The following is a 22638-nucleotide window of genomic DNA, read 5'->3' on the forward strand; positions in this document are numbered from 1 at the left end:
AAGTTTTAAAGCTCGTGAAAAAGATCGTTTGAGGCGTTGCTGATTCACGGTATGAATCAACTTTTGGCTTGAAGTTACAAAACTCACCCTACTTGGCTTATAGCCCTTCCGAAATCTTGAATTCATACCTGTATTTAGCAACGCCAAGCTGAATCTCATTAGCTACCAATCGTCACACAAACCTGGGATAATTTAAACAAACGGCTTAGATGGTAAGCCAAAGAAGCGAAAACAGCAATGGCAAGCTACAGAGAATGGAACCAAGCATTAGTGTCTTACTTTACCAGTGGCGTACCGCGCGGTACTAAACTCTACGTAAGCGTTGACGACGATGTACTCGAGCGTATTGGTCTAGAATTCGGAAAGGATACGGGCGTCAACAACGGTCGCGATGACTTTTTGATTGCCGTAAGGAAAAAAGTCGTCATTGACCAACAAGTTAATTTGAGCAACTTGCGAGGGTGTGATTCTGACGGTTTACCCAAAAGTATTGCCTTTCTCAGTGCCACAGTTCTAGCCGCCTATCAGATGGCTGAGGAAGAAAAAATATCAGAACTAAACTACTTCCGGCGATTGCAGAAAATTTTAGGTCTGTCCGGCGCTTGTCGTCCACCGGGCATGGAATTTGGTTACGGAGCTGAAGAACCGCTATGGAAAGAATGGAATCTTTGGCTAAGGAAACAGGGATTCTTACCTTCAGCAGTTCGAGGTCGCGGTGGTCCAACTACCTATATAAATTATCCAATTTCGCAATCTCTTCTGCGCCACGCTGATAAAAACCGACTTCTAGATCTATTTAACGAAAAGCAATGGACAGCCCAATGGGATGCCCAAACTTTATTTACTCATGTCCGCCGCGAGACATCAAGGCTTTGCCAACACTTAAAAGAGTTACTGACGAGCAACAGACAGCGGTATGAAGCCGTTGCCGAAGCAATTCACGAAGTTTACGAACAATGGCAAAATGAGGGGAAACCAGTAACACTAAAACAAGGAGTACGCACCTGGAGCCGCTACCTTTTTGCAGGTTTATATCGCACTGAAGATCCCTTCTTGGGTCAGATTGATTACTATCTCTACCCGAAACAGCTAAAAGGGCGACCAGTAGAATCGGTACAAGTTCAGTACAGAGATAACGTTCACCAGCTTCGGGGCGAACGCGCTGGATGGTATTTCCCTCTAAAAGATCCAATAAATATGAATGAATTGGATCGCGGTGCAAGATACCAAATTAGTTGTTCTACAGACCTGGATTCCCTAATTTTGCCCGAGCGTAACTTTTGGATATTAATTCCCGATCCCGATAACCCAGATTCAGGAGCCTATGCTTCTTGGGGAACGCCATCCCTCGGTACGCCATTTATCCTACTCTACAAAAAAGAACTGCTCTCAGATATTCAACGGTTGCAAGATGAGCAGTTATTGAAATGGCAGGGTGGAGCACAACCAGTATTTAAAAATTCTACCTGGTTTGAAATTCACACGTGTATGGTTGTTTCCCAAGCTTGGGATGCAGTCTTTATCAAAAGTCAAGAACTTAAAGATGCTTTGCAACCCAGTGTCCGTTTATCTATTAGCTTTTCAGGTGGTTTGCGCGTACCCCAATTGGGTGCATGGCTACAGGGACATAGCCCTCAAGTAACTATCTTTGGTTTCCATCCCACAGTTGAGTTACAAGTAACTCGATTATCGGATGATTCCAAAATTTGGGAAAAGTTACAGCAAAGTACAAATATTCCCATTGTAGTTAACTTTCCTAGTGTAGGTGACTATCTCGTAAAAGCTACTTGTGGAGGTGAATCTAGCGAGCGCTTTGTCAGAATTGTTGATTGGAGTAGCCTGTCAATAGAAGAACCATCAAGTTGTGAAGTGATGCCGATAGGTTCAAGTCATAATATTTGTGGCAGCGTCCTTCAGTCATTGGCTCAATAAACTTAAATAAATGCAGAAGTAAAATGACCAAAATTCAACGTTGGTACAGAGGATTTTCATACAAAGGGAACCCAAAACAACTTATCGAGGAAGTTTCCAAACACATACAACACCAAAATATCAGTCAATATGTGCCACTTCTGCGACTGGAAAAAGGAGCCAATTCTAGAAAAAGCTTTTATTTTTTTCTGGCAATTGAAAGTAGTACACTAGGAGAAATACCTCAAGAAATTGTCAACTCAAATTTGCTCAAATTTCCCTGTTTTAAACTTTCTGCTGTTCCCGGCAATAAGAGCTTCACCTATGAACAAATAAAATCTATGGTTGGGGCAGCCCATGAAGTTTACGATTACACGAACCCCATTCCTTATCAGCCTGTAGAGAAAGTTACCTGTGATAACCCATTTGAGGGGAGCGCCTCATCGCCTATCAATCAATCGTCACCAGATATTGAGACACTTTCCCAGCGTTACGAACACCTTCTCTACTGGCTATCTACCCTTGGTAGCGGAACGTGGGAATCCTTCAAAAAAGCCTGCGATGCTCTGAGACTTGAGGAACCAAAACGCATTTTACGGAGGCTTAGGTTGCTTGGGCATATTGAGTGTTCTTCAGACGGTACACGATGGTCTATGGCTCCTACAGCCCTCGTTAAGATTAAATCACACTCTCCAGAATTTCTTCTTTGCGGTCAACGCAGCATCAAGTTGCTGAAGGAGTTGGAAAAATATACAGATATAATTTCCAGTCATCAATCAAGAAGAGACGCACCGCCTTGCATTCGTCTCAATTTGAGTGACTTTAATATAATTACAAGCCAGTTTTCTATCCTTTACGCTGGGGAAGTATCGAGCCGACTTGCTGAAATTATACCAAATCTTGACATTTGGAAGCAGAATCTCAGAAGCTTGCAGGGAATTGTGCCGAGCATATACGAGTGGAAGCGCTTTGATGGTAATGATTTTGTTAGCTGTATCTCTCCCAATCAAACAGGTATGTACCAGATGTGGAGGATAGAGGAGAGCGATCGTCCAGGCTATACACTCTTTTATGACCAAGAAAGCGCTAGTTGGCGACAGGGCGACTGGTATGGTCTACGATTTTTAGCGTTGCAGCACAGTGGCTTTGAATGTATTGCACGTTACGATCGCGCTAGCGAGCGTTTAGCAATACCTGTCTCCCAGCGTTGGCCTGAAATTTACGAACGTGCGCTAGTGCTAGCATCTGGACAACTCCCGACTTATCAAGACTCCTGGCTCCTGTACGAGAACGTGCCGATGGAAGTAATCTCTCTGCTAACTGATAAACTTAATGTAAAGTGCTCAGAGGTACCTGCCAGTGCATGACTTAGTTGGGGCGTATCAAAGACTCGATCGCATCTATCAGCTATATATCAAAAGTGCTTTTCCCCTGCGTTACCGCGCTTTGGCTGATGAACGCGATCGCATCCTCCAGAAACCAGGCACCTTGAGTCAGCCTCCTTTAGTTGAGCCTGTCCCTATTTATCCATCATCAGGGATGAATTTGTCAGCCGCAGCCAATCAACTGCCCTCCGAATACCACAACTTGGCAGAACTTGGGCAAATGATTTTCGATCCGGGAGTCCAGCTTTACCGACACCAATGGGAAAGCCTGCGGGAAGTGCTAGTCAACCAAAAAGATTTAGTTGTGACTACTGGTACGGGTTCCGGTAAAACCGAATGTTTCCTGTTACCACTACTAGCACAGTTAGCGAGGGAATCGAGCACTTGGTCAGCTAATCCTCCAACGCTAAATAATTATGGCTGGTGGAATGGCAATGGAAACCGAGTATCTCAATTGGCGCACACCCAGCGACCAAAAGCCCTCCGCGCCCTAATTCTTTATCCCCTCAATGCCTTAGTTGAAGACCAATTGCGCCGGCTGAGAAAAGCACTGGAAGCACCCTCAGTACATCAGTGGTTAGATCAAAATAGAGGCAGAAACCGAATTACTTTCGGTCGTTATACGGGACAAACGCCAGTTTCAGGGATACAAAAAGACGAGAGCATCAAACGACTGAGGAACGAATTAAGGGAGATTGAACAGGAGCGGCAAAAGATAGAAACGGCTATCCAAAACAATCCGTCTCTACTTCATGATATGCCCGATTTGCCTTACTACTTCCCGCGACTTGATGGCGGCGAGATGTGGTCTCGCTGGGATATGCAAGATAGTCCGCCGGATATTTTAATTACTAATTATTCGATGCTCAACATTATGATGATGCGGAGTATCGAAAACAATATTTTTGATGAAACTTGTAATTGGTTGGCAAGCAACCCAAATAACCAATTTTTCCTAATTATTGACGAACTTCATGCTTATCGGGGTACGCCGGGAACAGAGGTTGCCTATATTCTGCGATTGTTGTATTCGCGTTTGGGATTGACACCCGACTCGCCGCAACTGCGGATATTGACGACGACAGCTAGCCTTGAAGAAAATCAACAGGGCAAAGATTTCCTGCGCGAATTTTTTGGACGCGATAATTTTGCCTTCATCACGGGGCAACAAACAACACCTACTTCTGGGGAGCGATTCAATCTTTCTTCGTATCAGTATCAAAGTGCTTTTGCCCAGTTTGCTCAGTCAGTACAAGCTGATCCATTGCAGGAAATGCAACCGCCCGATTCAGCATCAAATCAGGTGCGGGATGCTATGTCTAATTTGGCGGTGCAACTGGGACAGCCAGTGGCCTCAGGACTAAGTGCCGAACAACATCTTGGCGAAGCTCTGGCTACTGTAGGTGCTGCCGCTGCACTGAGGGATGCTTGCCGAGAAATCGATCGTCTGCTTAACCCAAATAATCCTAATCCTACAGTTCGAGCTGCGAAAGTTAGAGACCCAGATAACTCAAATAATCCCACAGATTTAGACCGTCAAATTTTCTCTGGTGCGGCGACTAATGGTTTGGTATCTGATGCGATGCGCGGACTGCTTCTAGCACTGGGAATGTCTCAACGAGTAAGTACAGGGCGATCGCCCCAACCTGTACGCGGTCATCTATTCTTTCACAACCTGCAAAACTTATGGGCTTGCTGTAACCCTGACTGTACCGACGATTCAGCAGTCGATCGCACTATCAGGAATAACGATCCGAATCCTCCGACTGTTGGTGCAATTCATGCCACTCATTGCCTTAGCTGCTCCTGTGGTTCTCGTGTTTTGGATTTAATTATTTGTGAAGTTTGTGGAGAAGTTTTTGTTGGCGGTTACAGAGCTACTCGACGGATAGGCAACACGAATATAGAAATTCTTACACCAGATCAACCCGATTTAGAGGGAATCCCTGACCGTATTACTCTTAATCAACGCTACGGAAATTATAGAGTTTTTTGGCCTTTGCCTGGAGAGACACCTGTTTGGGATACGCAGCCACAAGACCCAGAATGGACGCTTGACAAGATAAAACGAAAATGGGTTCGCGCCAAGCTGAACCGGAGTACAGGCGCGATCGCACAGAATAACGCTCAACCACAAGCAGAGGAAATACCGGGGTGGCTGTATCAAGTGGTTGGCAATCATCCAGAAGAACGAGCATTGCCAAGTAAATGTCCTCGCTGTGATGCTGACTATGGAAAACGAGACAAATTTCCTACTCCCCTGCGTTTCCACCGCACCGGATTTCAAAAAGCTTGTCAGGTACTTGCTAGTGGACTCCTGAGAGAAATGCCATCACAACAAAGCCCTACAGGATCTTCATCTCGCAAGTTAGTTATCTTCTCCGATAGCCGCCAGGATGCGGCGAAGTTGGCAGCGGGAATGGAGCGAGATCATTATCGCGATATGGCGCGGATGTTGTTGATTCAGTCTTTCCAAGATTACTGGAATGATCTTGTAGCCTTTCTCCGCATCACTTGTACGAATAACCAAGCAGCACTGGCTAGATTACAGGCTTTAAATCCCAATCTTCATGCTGCGGTAACATCATCCAGTTGCCTAGACGATATGGAAAGGCGCAACCGATTTGGTAATGCCTATTCTACCCAGGTAAATGAAGCTGTTTCCTGGGTGATGGATTCACCCCCATTCAACCCGCAAGCTCGCAACCAATGGCTTGATTTACTCCAGCGCTACCCACAGCGAATTCTTCTTTTAGATTTGCGACGAACAGTTAGAGATAAGCTACTAGAATACGGGATTTGTCCGGGGGGAACGGATTTTAAGGCTTTAAAATATTCACTTGGACAAGGAAACGGTCAAAATTGGCAACCTTGGTTTGATTGTTATCACTGGGGAAGCAATTCAGTCATACCAATTGTCTCTCCCACACCGCAACAGAGCAATCACATTAATCGGTTAGAGGATTTGCTAACCGCTGAGTTGATGTACGCTATTTTCCCACACATAGCTCGGACAATTGAAGGACTCGGACAGGGTTGGGTTAGCTATCAACCTCAAGGGAACCCAACACCTAATCTGATTCAAGCAACTGAGGCAGTTATTCGACAATTAGGGACTCGGAAATTGCACCGCTATTTCCCTTATTTCCGCCTGGGGACTGACTCAAATTTATCAAATTTTGCTCAACGTTATATTACAAAAACGAGTTTAGCACCAGCCGATATCCAGCAACAATTAATCCAGTCACACGTTGGCATACCTAGCGGTGGAGGACTTGCACTCGATCCCGATCGCCTCTATCTCGTTCTACCACCAGCAGCCAATCCTGATGGTTTGCGTCCGGGATTCCGTTGTCCCCAATGCAATGCTTTCTTTCTTCAACCTGCGGCTGGAGTTTGCCCCGAATGTAACAGCGATCGCCGTTCTAACAATCCCAATTTTTCCACCATTCAACTGATACCCGGAGAGACAACAAGCGACTTTGATTACTATACCTATCTTTCAGAGCAATCAGGTCAACCTTTCCGCATGAATGCCGAGGAATTAACGGGTCAAACTGACAAGAAAGAGCGAACTAAGCGTCAGCGCTGGTTTCAAGACATTTTTATTAATGACGAGAACGGACGGGTTCAGGGAATCAATTTACTGAGCGTAACAACGACAATGGAAGCAGGGGTTGATATTGGTGCACTCCTAGCAGTAATGATGGCAAATATGCCACCACGCCGATTTAATTATCAACAGCGGGTAGGTCGTGCTGGCAGACGTTCTGCGGGAGTTTCATTAGCTGTTACCTTCTGTCGAGGCAGAAGCCACGATGACTTTTACTTTCAGCGTCCTGAAAGTATTACAGGGGACGCACCCCCACCGCCTTATGTTGATATGAAGAGTCAAGAAATTTTTCAGCGCGTCCTCAGAAAAGAGGTGTTAAGGCAAGCTTTCACAGACACGGGAATCACTGCGTCTTTAGGTGGGACTGACAACGTACACGGTGAGTTTGGTGATGTTGCTAATTGGCCTAATTATGAAGTAGCGATCGCAGGTTGGTTAAACAATCCAGCCAATGAACCGAAGATTTTGTCAGTTTTAGATATTTTGCGGGTGCAAACAACATTACCGAATGCTAGTAATTCTCAAATGTTGAATTATCTCCGCGATCAACTGATCTCCGACATTCAAACTGAAGTCAATGACTCTACATACACTCAGAATGCACTGAGCGAACGTTTGGCAAACGCGGGGTTATTGCCGATGTTTGGCTTCCCGACGCGGGTGCGTTTACTTTACACGCGCTGGCCGTCACCTGGCGCTCAATGGCCACCAGAGACGGGAATAGTCGATCGCAACCTTGATGTGGCTATCAGCCAATTTGCACCCGGCTCTGAGACTGTCAAAGATAAGGCGGTTCACACTGCCTGTGGTGTAGTTGAATTATATCCTCAAGGCAACACAATTGCTTCAGATTCAGGGTTTGCCCCTGCACTACCAAATGGCAACCAATCTCTCGGACTTTGTAGTAACTGTCAAGCGGTAATGTACCCGCACATAATCTTAAATCAACCACTACCGGGCGGTCAAACACCGCCAACAACTCAATGTCCAGTTTGCGGTGTAAATGATGCGATGCGTTGCATTGATGCCAGGGAACCCAAGGCATTTTTTACAGACTTGCAACCAGAGGACTTTGATGGGCAATTTGAGTGGCAACCGCGATCAACACGACCTTCTTTGAGTATCCCTCCGAATGATGATGGCAGGCGTGCAAATAATGGCACGCCTGCATTTGTCCTTAATGCTTCTGTATCTGCATTCAATGACACTATCATTTCGGCTAATGATAATGGTGGCGAGGGGGGATTCGACTTTCAGCAGGCAACTGTTTTTGGACGGCAGAAACCCGGAGCTTATACTGTGTCTTCTAACCCGAATAGCCTGGTTGGTACGTCTGGACTTGCCTACCGAGTAGCGTTATTGTCTCGTCGAAAAACGGACATTCTGCTAGTTAATCTCGTGCAATGGCCTAATGGCATATTTGCCACTCCAACTACAGTTGAAGGTCGTGCTGCTTGGTATTCTTTTGCGTTCTGGCTGCGGGTAGCGGCTGCTTCTCTGCTTGATGTGGATGCACTTGAGTTGCAGGCTGGTTTTCGTTCATTAGAGCAGAATGGAGCGATTATAGGTCAAGCTTTTCTTTGCGATCAATTGGAGAATGGGGCGGGTTATTGTCGGTTTCTAGCCCAACCAGATGAGTTTCAACAACTAATCGATCGGGCAGATCCAACAATTTCAAACAGCATTGCCTGGAAATGGACGAATCCTCACGAAGAACACGGAAGTAAATGTGATACTTCATGCAATTTGTGTTTGCGGGACTATCAAAACCTTGCTTATCACGGGTTATTGGATTGGCGACTGGCTTTAGATATGGCACGATTGGTGTCTAATCCTGCGTCGGCGATCGATCTCAACTCTTCTTGGGACCATTTCCAGAATCCTTGGCTTAACCTAGTCCAAGGCCCAATTCCTGCTACACTTCAACGCTTGGGTTATGGTGCGTCGGTGCCGTTTGGGACTCTCACTGGCTACGTTCACCAGAATGCTCGACGGCGGACAATCAAAATGATTCGACATCCTTTATGGAATGATGACCATCCAGAGTGGATTGCAGCGGTGGCGAGCGCACATACGCAGTATTCTGGTTATGAGGTGGAGGCTGCCAACCCATTTATGGTTCTCCGGCGACCGGGAGATTGTGCCTAATGTTGTTGAAAAATACCAAGGATTCGGTAAGATGATTACTCTGCTTTTAAATGTTGGCGTAAATAATTAAAATAGAATTAGCACTTGATGCCTTGGTCTGAAAACCTCCCTGATGGATGCCCACCTGAAAATGCTCACCCAGTCGCAGGTTCGGTGTATCGCTTTGTTGATAAAGATCCCCCACAGCTAGAGGATTTTCTTTCGTGGCGCGAAATGAACCCAAGTGAGCCTTGCCCTAAAGGTTTAACGGAATGTCAAACTTGTGGTCTTTCTGTGTTTACTACAGAAGAAGGTGTCTGCACTGCTCTTCGCAGAAAACCTTTCCTTCGCGAGAAGAAAGTTGCCTTGGGACATCTAAGCCCCGATTTAGATTTAGGACTAATACAGAATACCCCTGCAAAAGGAACAGGCAAAAATCACCATACTTGGTGGTTCCCTGAGAATACTGAAGCCTGGAAAGAGTTTCAAATTGTTACTATCACTTGCCCCAATACTGAATGAGGCATATTTATGAGACTTCTTCCACAATCGACTCATTTAGGGAAATTGGAATTGATCGAGGTGTATGAATATTACGATACGCCCTGCCTTTTTTCGTGTCGGAATATATCAGGACATCTATTCATTGCTATTTTGTACTCTCAAACAAAAAAATTGGAAAAATGGCTTTATGTCTCTATGTCTAAACGTAGATTTGAAAATATCCGGGCTGGCTTGATTGATATACGAAATGCTTTTTTAAATTCAGAAGATGGCTTTGTTTATGAAGTAATCATCAACTCAGATGATAGCCCTGATAAAGTTGAAATTATCTGGTGTGAAAATCTAATTGACGATTGGTTACCTATGCCCAATGAATTTATTGAGGTAGGCAACGAATTACCTCTCATTTGGGAAGTAAAAGATGCACCTCGCACTGCAATACAAATTCAACGAGAAACTCTTAACCTGACCTTTCAATTTCCTACCCCGAATCCAACTGAAGCCCCTGTAGCATTTTTGGGAAGAATTTTAGAATCTGTACAAAGTGTCTTTAATGCTCTTGGTCAAGCAATAGATGGTACACCGACTCCAACAGGAATGATACCTCGTTCAATTACTGAAAAAACACAGTTAACTGTACTAGGAACTTTCCCGGGTTCTTTTGGCATAGAACTAGCAACCTTACCTGAAGGAATAGAAAAAGACAACGCTAATTATTTAGTGGAAATTGCTCTTAACGAATTTTTGGAATTGGTTAAAATGAGTGGTAATCCTGAAGATAACGCAGATATTTTACGTCAGAAACTCTGGACATTGAAAAGTAGAGTAGCTTCGGGATATAGAGATTTTCTATTGAATTTATCTAAATCTGAAACTAATCTTCGTTTTAACTGGGGTTCCCCTAATCATGAACGAGGAGGTTCTGTTGAATTACCCCTTTCATCTATAAAAAAAGCTTTAAAAGTTATTAGTAGAACTGAAGATGAAACAGTAAGAGAGTATGAAATTATTGGCAAACTAATTGGATTGAATATCAGGACTAAAAGTTATGAAATTTTGGCTAATGAAACTAACAAGAAATACTTAGGGCGTATTATTGATGAAGCTATACCTAGAGTTAAAACAGCAACTCTAAGTGAGATTTACTTTTCAACTATTCGGGAAGTTAAGGAAATATCACCTACTATCCCAGAGGGAAAACTGAAATATAAACTTGTGGCTCTACATCCTCACAGAAGTTAAGATATGAGCCTAACAGACTGTAAATAAAAGTAGTTTAGAAGTCGAAGTATATACTATTTAAAAATTAATCGCGGCGGCGAAGGATAATCTCTAGATGTCCCTTTTTGTACAAAGTCTTTAAGAGTTCCCATACCTCCTGATTATGTGGCAAATTTTGACGAAGTTGGCTAATGGCGATCGCACTGTTGTCAGAGCTAATGGCATTTAAAAGCTGTCTTTCTTCCTCCTGAAGGCTTTCATCTCTTTTAAAATGAATTTCTTTCAATTTATCCTGAAGAACCTGACCGTATTCAAAAATAGATTTGAGTTGGGTTATTCGTTCTTCAAGGTTGGTTAAGTTGTCGATCGCAGATCGCAACTGTTCTCTTTGTAATGATAGCTGTGTTTTTAAATCAGTGAGTTGACTCAAAAACTCTGTCATATCGTGGTCGCGTTCTTGGGAAATAAAGGAAAAATCACGCTCCAATTGCTCCCATTCTGAAACCAAACCTTCGCAGAATTTTTGCAAAATTTCCCACAAAACTCCTTTCATAATCTGGTAAGATCCATCCCGGTCTTCATCATCAAATTTGCATCTATTTTTCAAAGGAGATTCATTAATTGAAATTAGATCCAGTAAGACTTCGTAACGACTAAGCATTTGCTCGAAAGCCTCTCGACGCGAGCGCTGTTCACCATTAATTTCCTCTTCAAGTTCAACCAAAGGTTGTTGCAGTAAATCGTACTGTCTAAAACTCTCAAGCTGATTGTTGCTAAAATGCTTAACAACCCGGTCAACAAAGTCATCATCATAACGCATCAAGCGAACTGGGTCTTTATTCAAATTCTCTCGTAACATCTGTGCTCGATTTAGAATAATCCGCCACTTCTCTAAACCATCTACCAACTCCTCAAGCCTTAATTTAGTGGTTTCGTAAGTTAGCAAAAACTGCTGACAATGCTTTAGCTGATGATGCAATGCAAGTATATCAATTTCATTTACTTTAAGCGAACTAGCTAGGCTTTGGCAATCTTTATCTAGCTGATTTACTTGCCTTTCCAAAATTATCCGGTAGTCATTGAGACAAGATTCTAGGCCACTATCACTCTCAATAATTTGACTAATTTTAGAAGCATTCAAGTCTAGGGTAAATTTTTCTAGCCTGAGTTTAATTCCACGCAGTTCTTTTTGCAGGGTTGAGCGCCTCTCAATGCAAAAATTTTCTAGAAGCTCCCGTTCGGCTTGGATATTTCTATGAACTTGATCGAGAGCTACCTCAGACTCATGGTTAGCATCAATAATTTTTTCCTCCTCATTTATCTTTTCATTGATTTCATGTAAAATCGTCTCATCAAAAGTTTCAAGTAACGAAGAAACCCGAACGCGGAGTTCTTTTAATTGAGCATTTAACTCATCTGGCTCTAATTCCAAACTGGCTTCGCGGATAACATCCGTTGAACGCGCCCACTCTATGTAGCGTCGTCGCTGCAACCATTCAAGAGCTTCTTGAAACTCGTCTTCAAGATAGCCAAGCAGTTTTACTGCTTTCCATAACTTTGAATACTCTAATGCTTTAACATCTTGGTGTCCCCACGTCGTCTCAACTGTCTGTGTTCTGCCTTGTGATTGCAGTTTCTCTTTAATAAACGATTCCAAAGGATGTTCTGTAAATTTAACTTGGGAATTTCCTTCTTTCCGTTTTGCAATTTTCTCCCCACTCATCAAGCCATGTTGTTTGAAAACTGCTAAAACACTGGGTAGGCTAGAACTCCCCATTTCAAACAATTTTTCAAATTCTTCTTTGGAAACTTGATATAACTGACGACCTTTGCGAACAGATAAAGGTATCTTTTCCAAGAGCAACTTATATTTACGTAACGTCGGGTTCATACTATTATAGAAAGACTTATAATCGGTAAATAAGGCTTTACATTTTTGATAGAACACTGATTCGATAAGTTTACTGTCTGAGCCATTTACCCCCTTGAGGCCCACAATTTCCCAAGTTTGAGGCGAAATCGCCGGAAACAGCAATCGCATGGCATACTGGTGACACTCTTGGCGATGGTGTTCTAATCTAGAGCGATCGGCTTTACTGACTTCAGGATTTTTTGAGAGCCAGTCTTGAATATAATGAGACAAACTCAGCAGCGTACAAACAGAACATTGTTCGGAAGCCATGACTTTGCGGAGTAAGCCGAAGGATGTGGGATATTCGCCTTCAAAACTTCGACCTAACTGAAGATGGAAGTCTACTTGATTAGTTCCGGCAATCGCAGTTAAAACTTGTGGAACGACGGTTCCTTTTCGCTCATAGCTTAAGTAAAACCGCCAATCTAAGTGAGTTTCTTCTGGGGATTGAAACCTCATTAAACCAGATTCTTTACTCCCGACACTGATAACAAGAGAACGCTTAGGAAAATCCGCATTATATTTTTCTGGAGCCCCATCTAATAAATTAAAAACTCCAAATCTATCCTGCTTCCAGTCCCCTTTATAACGCCAAAACCAATTGGCTTTCTGGCCCGTTCTAGAAAGTGGGAAGAGTAAAGAAATAATTTCTGACTTGAAAATCGTTGTAGCCATCTCTTCTTTTTGAGTATCGTTCCACTCTCCAAACCATTGCTGACGAAATCGATTTAGAATTTTATCTACAACTGTGGGAATGCTTGTCTGAAGAAGGGCTACTAAAGCAAAAGTGCGCTCAGTCGGCTGTATAATGTGCAGACCGTAAAAATTGTCATCTTCTGCTAGTTTTTTCAACTCCTTTAAGAGCTGAAATTGTTTAGCTACACTTTCAGAAAGGCCTGAAGGGAAACCAGCGAGTAGCCTGATTACCTCTCGTCCTTTTGGGTGTTTTGGAAAGGAGATCAACGGCTCTAAGGTTTTGATAGTATTGCTAATTTTGTGTTGTTCCGTACCATATAACTGTACTTGTCCTTCTAGATAATCCTGAATCAAATCTAAAGGAGTATAGGGATGCTGATTATTTTGGGCAAAATGGACTATGCGTTTAAATACTTCAATGACGGTGCGAGGGCCATTGCTGAAGTTTTGTCGATCGCATAATTGCCCTAAACTTTCAATTGTTGCTGGATGTGCCAAGTGATTCTGCTGCGCCTTGTCTTCCAGAAAATTAGTACACAAATAATTCCACAGTTTTCCTGGGAACTCAGAGCTGTACGCACCAGCTAATCTAAGAGATACTTTCTGTTCCTTCATACGGTGAATAATATCACCAGCTTGTTCTTCAATAGCTGATTCAGTCGGAGTAGTCGGCATACTTAGAATTAATGCAACAGGCGTAGAACCCAAAGCTCGCATTCCTTTAACTAAATCGCTCAAAATCTGGATACGAACGCTAGCACCTTCTTCTGTTCGCAAAAATTCTTGGCTTTCATCCGCAAATATTGCTAAACCTGCAAAACCTGCTTGTCGAAGGAGAGAAACTGTCTCCTGCCAAAAATTCAAAACATTATCAGTATTTGTGGTGTCAGTATTTAATTGTTGAATAATTTTTAAAGCTTTCTCTTCAGATAACTTGTACTTGAGCGCTATTTCTGCTGCTATATTTTGCTGAGACTTCAAGCCATATTTGCGATACAGTACCTCAATCTGAGGAAGAAATTCTGGTTTGAGGCACGTTTTTATCCAGCCATAAGTGGCAACCATCAAATCTCCCAGCTCTTTAAACTTGAAAGGTGGCACCGCCATTATCTTATGATCCTGACACTGCTGCCATAAATAAATTAGTGTTGCTGTCTTACCATACCCATAGTCGGCACTAAGGTAGCCAGTAACAGGTTTACCCTTACCAATTTCCTCAATCAAATGGTCTTTTAGAGTTTTTACGGGTTCAATTGGGTTATAGCTGCTTGCATATAGATTATAAACTCTGGCTACTTCTTGAGGCTCATTTTCTATCTGGGAGGGATTGACTGTATCAACAATTGCTTGGATTGAGTCTAGTTGTTCTAATAATCTTTTCATGGATTGTAAATATAAAGTGTGTCTCGGAGAATGCCAATACTTAGCTAAAGCAATTGAGTCCACTCAGGGGATTGAGTCAGCATTACCCATTGTCCGTATCCCCCTTCATAGCCACAGTCAAAGAAGCCACCTCGATCATAATCATAGGTGCATTTAGCATTATCTATGCTACCATCTAATCCGCTCGGATCTAGCAACAACATTTGACAAATAGCCTCTTGAACTTCTTCTCGCAAGAAAATCTTGACTCCATAGGTTCGTTGTTGCTGTTTGTAGATTGTGTCTACTGCCTGAAGTAAAATAGGAGCGGCGCTGAAGTAGCGACGGCTGAAGTGTTCGTATTTGCCTTCTGGTTCTATAACACTGGGTGATAGTGATCGCAACCAATTGAGGGCACCAGCCACACTCGTATCACTAAATGCTATTTCACTGGTAGGTAGTTCAAACTTGACAGCAGCCTTTTCAATTACTTCTCCCACTAGAGATTTTTTTTCGGGAGGCGATAAAACAACTTCTTTTCGCAGCCAGAGTTGTTGTACAACTGTAGCATAAGTCCAAGAAAACCTTTTTTCAGATTCTTTGTGGTGCAAATTATAAATTAGTAAATGTAAAAAATCTCCTAACAATTCGGGGTTAGACTGTTGAATTATAGCTGCAATTCCACCAAGAGGTGTCAGTGAGGGTGGATTTTTTTTTGAAATAATTGAAATGTTTCGCAAAAATGGGAATACTACCTTTTGGATAACGGAAACTCCTAAATTACAAGTAGCTGCCAATTCTTCAAAATTTGTTTCTTGGTTTTTTAAGAAATCAAGAATTGCAGCTACTCTTTCTAGTGTGGTGTTTTGCTGAATGTGTAAAGTTAATTTGTTGCTCATAAAGCGCGTTGTAAGGTATCTAACCAAGCTGTTAAATTGTGCATAATCCGATATTCTCTGCTGGTTCTCAATTTATCAATATTTTGACAAAAATAACATGAATGCTGTGTAGACTCTTTAAGGGCCTCTAAACCTGTTTTAGTAGTTTCAAAGCTGCGTCTAACGGTTATTTGAATTTGAGAAGTACCCGGAAAAAAGATGCTACCGAAAGCTCCAGCTTTCGACCAAGTTGAGCTATCCAAACTATGAGGGACAAGAGAGTTATTGCGGAGGCGATAAAAGCTGTTTGGGCCGCCAATGCCAAAGCAGTGAACTTTCATGTTTTTTTCACTGGCGATACTGCAAACAATCTTAAACAATGCCAAACTAGATTCAGAAATCATATTAACGCTGCCGTTAGGCCCTGACGTTCCCCAAGAACCGAAACCGATACGGGTAATACCCATTTTTGCATAGGTCTCAATGCAGCGATTGATTTGGTTAATGTTGCGTCCATGTACAGGAGCGATCGCACGTTCTTGTACATAAATTGGCATTTTACTGAAAAATTTTTCGCAATGGTAAAGCGTTTCGCGAACTTTGTACTCCACTATTTTATCTGAATCAGTTGAGATGGGTACAATATCCGGCAATACATACCCATCTGCCCAAGTATTATTGCGATAAAAATTATCTAAAAATTCCAGCAGTCGATCGTAAGTAAATTTCCCCTGTTGCACCTGATATGCCCCGCAATCTAGCCAAACTTCCGAAATGTTGCCCACATCTTTTTGTTGATGAAAGTATTCTGTAGTAGAAGCTGGGCACGTTATCGGTGAGTAAAGAACGCGATCAAAAGGATTACGCTGATCGCCGCCAGAAATCCACAACTGTCTACTGCGTTCAATTTCAGGGCCGCCAGCACTTACAGCCGCCACAAACTGGGGAGTTGTGAGAGCATTATTGCATAATATCTTTTCCCAAACAACTAAAGAGCGACGTTTACCAGGCTCAATTTGTACTCGATCGAATCCCATCTTGTTGTAAAACCCGTTAGCTTCTATGTCCAGGGGGCATTTTAGGCGCAGTTTTGTAATACCGCACTTCCTACTGTGTTTTTCCCATGCACAAATAAGCTGACGACCCATGCCTAGCCTGCGGTGGTCGGGGGAAACGCAAAGATGGTAAAGAGTAGAGATTTTGTCTCGACGGTGATGAAAATGGAGAAAGCCGAAGGGGTGGTAAAGAACTTCACGGCTTGCGATCGCTTCTGCCAGGACTGTTCGATTCACAAAGCCTATCTCTTGCCGATGCACATCGGCAAGCACCTTAATCTGAACTAGCTCCTCGCTCGAAGCAAATACCACCTCTGACTCTAAACACCTAGTCTGCACACATACCTCACTTCTTCCAACCAACGAACGTAGACAAGTGTAGCCGATGTCCGCACCTGTTAATTTTAAAGTTGTTGCTTCCGGTAAAATCTATACAATTAATTATATTGTACTTTTACTACTTTATTAAACCTTTGCATTACTAAATTATTGGATTCAAACATTCCATCTTGATTAGTTAACTGTTTGATAGAATAACTTACTTAGCCAGGACTTATGCAAGTGTCCCAATTAATAAGGTGGACCCGATAGGAAACTTATGATAATCTGATAATTTATCCCTAATCAAAGTCTGATACACCTTACAAGCCGATTCGAGTATGCTACTTGCATAGTCCTATCAGTAGGATGTCATTGCTACATCCTATGACCAGCAAGGGTTGTGCTGGCTATTACTGTCACACCCGGTACTTGCACGAAAATTAAGCATTTTAGAAGGATAAAAACTTCAGAATATAGCACAAGTGCTAACGGATCACAATACCAGCAGCACTCAGCACTTAACCGGATTTTTAAGAAAGCCCCAACACCAAACTGGATGGATAATTTATGGAAGAGGGCGCGAGCTACTAAAATGGCGAACTTATCGTGCAACACTTAGAAGTTTTAGGCGTTCACCCGCTGTTTACTAATTTGGGAAGACTAGGGAGATGTCGAACTATACTTCAAATATCGCTACAAAGTTTTTAATTACCGCATTGGCATACTGACGGAATATTTTGCGTTTCCCATTCCCAACGTCACGGTTGTGCTGTAAGATTTGTGCGAGATGAAACCCAAAGTGCGAGCGTAATGTTGAGTTGAATACGCTCGGCAATCGGGATGGAAGATGATGTGAGCCAAAACCCAGATGTCAACGGATTAGATAGATGCGTCGGAAGGGGGCGTAGGCATCGCTCTCAAGTACAGCCATTGAGTCTTACACAGTTTAGAGAAGCGCTTTGGGTTCTTACTACTTGTTGAATTAATGACACATAACCTCTTGGGCGATCGTGTTTTTAAGAAGGGGATTATGCTCACGCCCTTATAGAACCCATTTGACATCTTTTGACGATCGACTCATAGCGGGCGTGAGGCTCATAGCAGTCGATTGCCTGCTGTGAGCTGTTTGTTAAGGTTTTGGGGTTTAAAGCTTAGCCTGGAAAAGTTTTCAAATTGGTTGTCCCCGCTGACGCTCGTTGATGTAAAATTACCATCAAAACACTCTCTCGGGCGATGCCGTACTCTACTAATTTCACAGATGCTGAATGGGAAGTTTTGTCACCCTTACTCTCTCAAATATTGCCGCTTAAAAAGAAAACTCGACCCCCTAACTGGCCTCAAAGAGAAATTTTAAATGGCATCTTCTATCAACTCAAGAATGGTGGCAAGTGGGCAGACGCGACCATTAGATTTACCTCCCTACTCAACCGTATATTGGCATTACAAACAGTGGCGCTCTCAAGGTGTGCTTGAAGAGTTGATGAGGGTCTGACATTCTCAAGTCAGATTGCAAGTTAAAAAAAACCGAAGTGGACTACATTGATGATGATCGACTCACAAGCAGTAAAAAATACTTGTAATGCCAGTATTGCATCGAAAGGATATTGTTTTTACAAATCTACCAACGGGTATCATCCCGAACATTTGATTACTGAGTTAAAGAAGATTTACCCACAGATTCTGACCAAAATTAAGTTTGAACTCTCGGAAAAACCATCGAAACAACAAAAAGAAGCCCAAGGTAAATCAGGATTTGTTCCAGTAAAAGCGAGATGGAGAATCGAACGATCGAATGCTTGGATTATTGGTGCAAAATCCTCACTCTTGACTTCGAGAGAACTTTGGATAATGCAACTGCCAAAGTTAATCTTTGTTTTATTAGGCTGATGATTAAGAGGTTGGTCTCTTAGATGTCAAATGAGCTCTATAGGTAGCTGAACCGTTCGTACTCTCGCTGATTGAGTTTTAGGTCAGACAGTTCAGAAACTCGACGAGTCTGTAATGCTTTGAGTACCGCTCTGACATTTTTGGCGTCAGCTTGGGCGCTTGCTGCTTCTGCTCTAGCAGTTTCCAAATCGGCTTGAGACGATTCAACCCCTGCAATTCGACTTTCAACCGAAGCTTGCTGCTGGTTTGCATCAACCTTCAACACAGGGGTACCTGTTTCAACTCGATCTCCTGCTCGGACAAATATTTCAGAAACCTGACCCTGAATTCTTGGTCGCAGGATGACAGAGCGACGCGATTGCAGGCTAGCTATGAATTCGGAGCTTTCTGTAATTGGGCTGGTTCGCACCGACAATGTTTTTACAGGCGTTGGCGGCGGTTGCTGAACTGTTGCTGGAGGTGATTGATTACTCGGAGCAAAAACGCGCCCCAGTCCAATCCCTCCACCGCCCACAAGGAGCAACACGAGCAATAACCAAGGGGACGATCGCCGTGGAGAAGCGGACTCTGAATGGATTTGAAGATTGGTGTTTGAAGAAGGTTGTAATTCAGATGATTCCATAGTTTACTCATGATTTATCGCCAAGGAGTTTTGCTATCAGCCACCAGTAGTTAGCTGATAGCAAAATGTTTAGACATCAAGCCTTCGAGACAAAAATCTGTTTCTCTGCTTCAGAAACGAAAAATGCGAGTATAACTATTCAACGTTTACCCAAAAATCAGCCGTGACAATTTGACCATTACGATTGAACTGCCCCCAAAGCTTATATTTTCCTGGTTGGGGGAAACTGGTCATAAAGTGAACCTCTCCTGCTGGAGTATCTTTCAAGGCATGAGCATGAATATAGTCGGCTTTTGTCAACGGTGATGACTGCTTGAGGATGACTAAGTGTCCTCTTTCGCCTAAATAGGGCTGTAAATCCTTCAGCGGTTGGTTGCTACTAGCATCTTGCAACTTGAAAATTAAGTTAACTCCTTGTCCTGCTTTTATTTGAGGTTGAGAAAACGCGAGGTTAGCCTTAGTATTTCCCAAAGTTTTTGTGGTAGCCATGTCAACTTTTGACCGAGCTAAAGCTTGACCCGGAACTTGCATTTTTAAGACAGAAACTTGTTCTGCATTTTTTGCTGGTTTGTAATCGCTGAACAGCGTGTAACCACCTGAGTCGGGAAAATCAGTTTGAACTTCAAAGCGTCCATTTCCTTTATAGGTGGGGTGAATATGATTGAAATATTGGAGATCATCGCTAACGACAATCAGGTGCATTAATTGTTCTTGGAATTTATCAAAATCAGCAATAGACTTTCCCTCTTTGTTTTGGACTTCAATTACCAAAGGTACGGGAGTTTTGGGCGCGATATTGGAGGGAACTGTCAGCTTAGCGATAGCATTTGCAGGCTCGGCATCGGAATGCCCTGAATAACCACCATGATGATGTTGTTCTCCAGCGTCATGGGTTTTGGAATCCTCCATATTATGACCCTCATGAAGATTTTTATTAGCTCCTGATGTCTGGACATTATCCATTACATGACCCTCGTGAGAACTTGTATTTGCTAATTGTGAGGCAGAAGAAGTTGAGGTTTCGCCAGATTTCGTGCTTGAGGGTGAGAAGCAACCTTGAGCTAGGATGAGAGTTGAAGTGATAGCAATTGCAGTTAAAAATGGCTTCATTGTTTTCTCCAGTTAGTAAACTTGAGGTTGTCGATTTATCAGGGGTTCAGACTTTGCTGTTCTCGTTTGGAGTGTTTAGTTAAGGGCATTCTTGTAAATGAATCCTCTAAACTACTGATAAACTCCAGAGTTAAGATGAATATTTAGGATTGGCGGCTAGCCAAAAGCTAACCGCTGGCAGGAAAAAAAACTAAAAGGTTTACACGGATGGATAGCCAGCCGCAGCTATTGCTTCTTTGATTGCTGTTTCGGAGGCTTGAGTTTCTATGCTGACAAGTTTGGTTTTTGGATTGGCTTAAACCGAGGCAGTAGAATCAAGCGTTTGAATAACTTTGGTGATAGCATTCACGCAAGCAAAACAAGCTAGTTTAGGAACAGTTAGTTGCAGTACCATAGTTTTCAATTTCTAATCGATGGTGATTGATGGGTGAACTTTGTTTAGTAAATCAATCGTGAACTTACTCAACCTAATAACAGCTTAAATTCTCTATTCGACTGGAGAGTCAAGGGGGTAGCGAAAAAATATTGACAAATTTTTCCAGAATAAATCGACATATAAGTAGGTAGGCGGGAAAAACTATCTTTATGTAACGAAACATTAAGTGTGGTGATTGGATTTAAATTTAACACGTTGGGTACGGTAGTTTTTTCTTTCTCCTCTATCTAACTTCTACTCCCTGAATTACGGCGTAGGCAAGCTCTAGCTCATGGTCAAATATTTGCCCTGCTAATTCATCTTTTTTAATGTGTTGCAACTCTAATATTTAGGCAGCAAGAAGATATATAAACCATGATTTTCCCACTTTGACCATAACTGTTAAATTTGCCTTAATCAGTGTATGGGGCTGTTGTGTTGAGAGATATTATTTTTTAATAAGAAACCAGTGTGTCAACTTCTATAACCTCCGTTGACACACCGATCGAAACAATTAAGTTATAGAAGAATTTACTTTTTTTGAATCAGAGGACAAATGATGGAATCAACCTTTTCTAGTAAGGTGGGCGCACCTGAAAGTAATCCTTCCAACTCTAGTTTGAGGATAAGTAGTTGCTGAATTTGTAGATCGATAGCGAGCAGTTTATCTTGTAACTGGACTTTGATGTGTTCACAAGGCAACTCTCCCCCATCGTGAACCGTCAATAATTCTTGAATCTCGGCTAAACTTAATCCCAAAGTTTGGGCGCGTTTAATAAACCTTAGCCGAGTCAAAATATCAGAATTAAATAATCTATATTTCCCTTCGGTTCTGCCTGATGCCTTGATTAAACCGAGTTCCTCATAGTAGCGAATGGTTTTGATCGGTACGCCGCTTTCCTTCGCAACTAAACCAATGAGTTTTTGCTTTTCTTGAACTAACATACTCATTTCCTCTACTGAATCCAACTCTAAGCTTATGATAAACTATCCAGTGGGATGGAGAGTCAAGAGGGGCTAGACATTTTTTTGAATGACAGAGTGGCGATCGCCTGAATGTCGCAACTTTGGGTAGCAGTAGGCGTCTGGACAAACCATTCGAGCGATCGCACTTGGTTGACGGTCAGTTATTTAAGGCCTGAGCAGCCATTTCATCTGGGTCAGAGACGTTAGCGGCTTGCACTTCTGCTGTAACTGCTTTCTGAGATTTGGGTTTGCTAAGGAGAAACCACCAAAGTTCTAAACTAATTAATCCGAGTCCAGCCAAAGTAACTAAAATCTTGTTACTTAAGGGTTGTTCAATGCGATGAAACTGACTTCTTTGCTGTGTTTGAGTTGGGTGCGTTTCATGGGTATTTTGCGCTATTCCTTCACCAGATAACATTCCTAGTACAACCCCGAGACTAGCAATAGTACCGATAATTGTTGTTTTGCCGCTCATTTGAAAACCTCCTAAAAAATAAACAAGATTATGGCAGTAAGAGCGGGTTTTGAACAAAGGTATTTAGTAAATTTCCTTCGTGATTGACTAAACCCGCGCTATCGTTCGATGTTTCATTCATCAGAGTGAAAAAATAGGCTACGCTAACACTCCAAAAATTGAACCGGAAATTACTCCA

Annotated in this window: 14 protein-coding genes; 7 read left to right on the forward strand and 7 right to left on the reverse strand. The window is 42.6% G+C overall.

Features of this window, described 5'->3' with window-relative positions; all coding sequences use genetic code 11:
* Positions 1-237 precede the first annotated feature (237 nt).
* From QUB51_RS09665 to QUB51_RS09685, 5 genes are all read left to right on the forward strand, one after another.
* Positions 238-1932, forward strand: coding sequence for a hypothetical protein (locus tag QUB51_RS09665; RefSeq protein ID WP_333260924.1), 1695 nt, complete (start codon positions 238-240; stop codon positions 1930-1932).
* Between the two features lie 23 nt (positions 1933-1955).
* Positions 1956-3278, forward strand: a complete 1323-nt coding sequence (locus tag QUB51_RS09670) for a hypothetical protein (protein ID WP_333260926.1) — start codon at positions 1956-1958, stop codon at positions 3276-3278.
* The gene (locus QUB51_RS09675) at positions 3271-9057 is read left to right on the forward strand and encodes a DEAD/DEAH box helicase (RefSeq protein ID WP_333260930.1); all 5787 of its coding nucleotides are present in this window, start codon (positions 3271-3273) and stop codon (positions 9055-9057) included. The genes QUB51_RS09670 and QUB51_RS09675 overlap by 8 nt, the downstream gene beginning before the upstream one ends.
* 87 nt (positions 9058-9144) lie before the next feature.
* Positions 9145-9558, forward strand: a complete 414-nt coding sequence (locus tag QUB51_RS09680; protein ID WP_333260934.1) for a hypothetical protein — start codon at positions 9145-9147, stop codon at positions 9556-9558.
* Positions 9559-9567: 9 nt separating this feature from the next.
* The gene (locus QUB51_RS09685; RefSeq protein ID WP_015211775.1) at positions 9568-10782 is read left to right on the forward strand and encodes a DUF6575 domain-containing protein; all 1215 of its coding nucleotides are present in this window, start codon (positions 9568-9570) and stop codon (positions 10780-10782) included.
* Between the two features lie 64 nt (positions 10783-10846).
* Here QUB51_RS09685 and QUB51_RS09690 read toward each other — a convergent pair whose 3' ends face one another.
* The 3 genes from QUB51_RS09690 to QUB51_RS09700 form a co-directional block, all read right to left on the reverse strand.
* On the reverse strand, positions 10847-14593 hold the full coding sequence (locus tag QUB51_RS09690) for a hypothetical protein (RefSeq protein WP_333260937.1): 3747 nt from the start codon (positions 14591-14593) through the stop codon (positions 10847-10849).
* Positions 14594-14796: 203 nt separating this feature from the next.
* The gene (locus tag QUB51_RS09695; RefSeq protein WP_333260940.1) at positions 14797-15630 is read right to left on the reverse strand and encodes a hypothetical protein; all 834 of its coding nucleotides are present in this window, start codon (positions 15628-15630) and stop codon (positions 14797-14799) included.
* Positions 15627-16901 (reverse strand): GNAT family N-acetyltransferase, encoded by a 1275-nt coding sequence (locus tag QUB51_RS09700; protein WP_333260945.1) that lies wholly within the window; start codon positions 16899-16901, stop codon positions 15627-15629. Before QUB51_RS09700 ends, QUB51_RS09695 begins: the two co-directional genes overlap by 4 nt.
* A 1317-nt stretch (positions 16902-18218) precedes the next feature.
* On the opposite strand from QUB51_RS09700, the gene QUB51_RS30385 reads away from it, so the two are divergent.
* Together QUB51_RS30385 and QUB51_RS09705 are read left to right on the forward strand one after the other, a co-directional pair.
* Positions 18219-18458, forward strand: coding sequence for a transposase (locus tag QUB51_RS30385; protein WP_445299441.1), 240 nt, complete (start codon positions 18219-18221; stop codon positions 18456-18458).
* Positions 18459-18527: 69 nt separating this feature from the next.
* The gene (locus tag QUB51_RS09705; protein WP_333260948.1) at positions 18528-18872 is read left to right on the forward strand and encodes a hypothetical protein; all 345 of its coding nucleotides are present in this window, start codon (positions 18528-18530) and stop codon (positions 18870-18872) included.
* A 37-nt stretch (positions 18873-18909) separates the two neighbouring features.
* Here QUB51_RS09705 and QUB51_RS09710 read toward each other — a convergent pair whose 3' ends face one another.
* From QUB51_RS09710 to QUB51_RS09725, 4 genes are all read right to left on the reverse strand, one after another.
* The gene (locus QUB51_RS09710) at positions 18910-19494 is read right to left on the reverse strand and encodes a hypothetical protein (RefSeq protein WP_333260951.1); all 585 of its coding nucleotides are present in this window, start codon (positions 19492-19494) and stop codon (positions 18910-18912) included.
* Positions 19495-19629: 135 nt separating this feature from the next.
* Positions 19630-20604, reverse strand: coding sequence for a hypothetical protein (locus QUB51_RS09715; protein WP_333260954.1), 975 nt, complete (start codon positions 20602-20604; stop codon positions 19630-19632).
* 946 nt (positions 20605-21550) lie between these two features.
* On the reverse strand, positions 21551-21964 hold the full coding sequence (locus tag QUB51_RS09720) for a heavy metal-responsive transcriptional regulator (RefSeq protein WP_333260957.1): 414 nt from the start codon (positions 21962-21964) through the stop codon (positions 21551-21553).
* A 178-nt stretch (positions 21965-22142) separates the two neighbouring features.
* A complete protein-coding gene (locus QUB51_RS09725; protein ID WP_333260960.1) occupies positions 22143-22460 on the reverse strand; it encodes a hypothetical protein in 318 nt (105 codons plus the stop codon).
* Positions 22461-22638: the final 178 nt, after the last annotated feature.

Origin of the sequence: Microcoleus sp. AT8-A3, assembly GCF_036705675.1 — a bacterium.
Taxonomy (GTDB): domain Bacteria; phylum Cyanobacteriota; class Cyanobacteriia; order Cyanobacteriales; family Microcoleaceae; genus Microcoleus.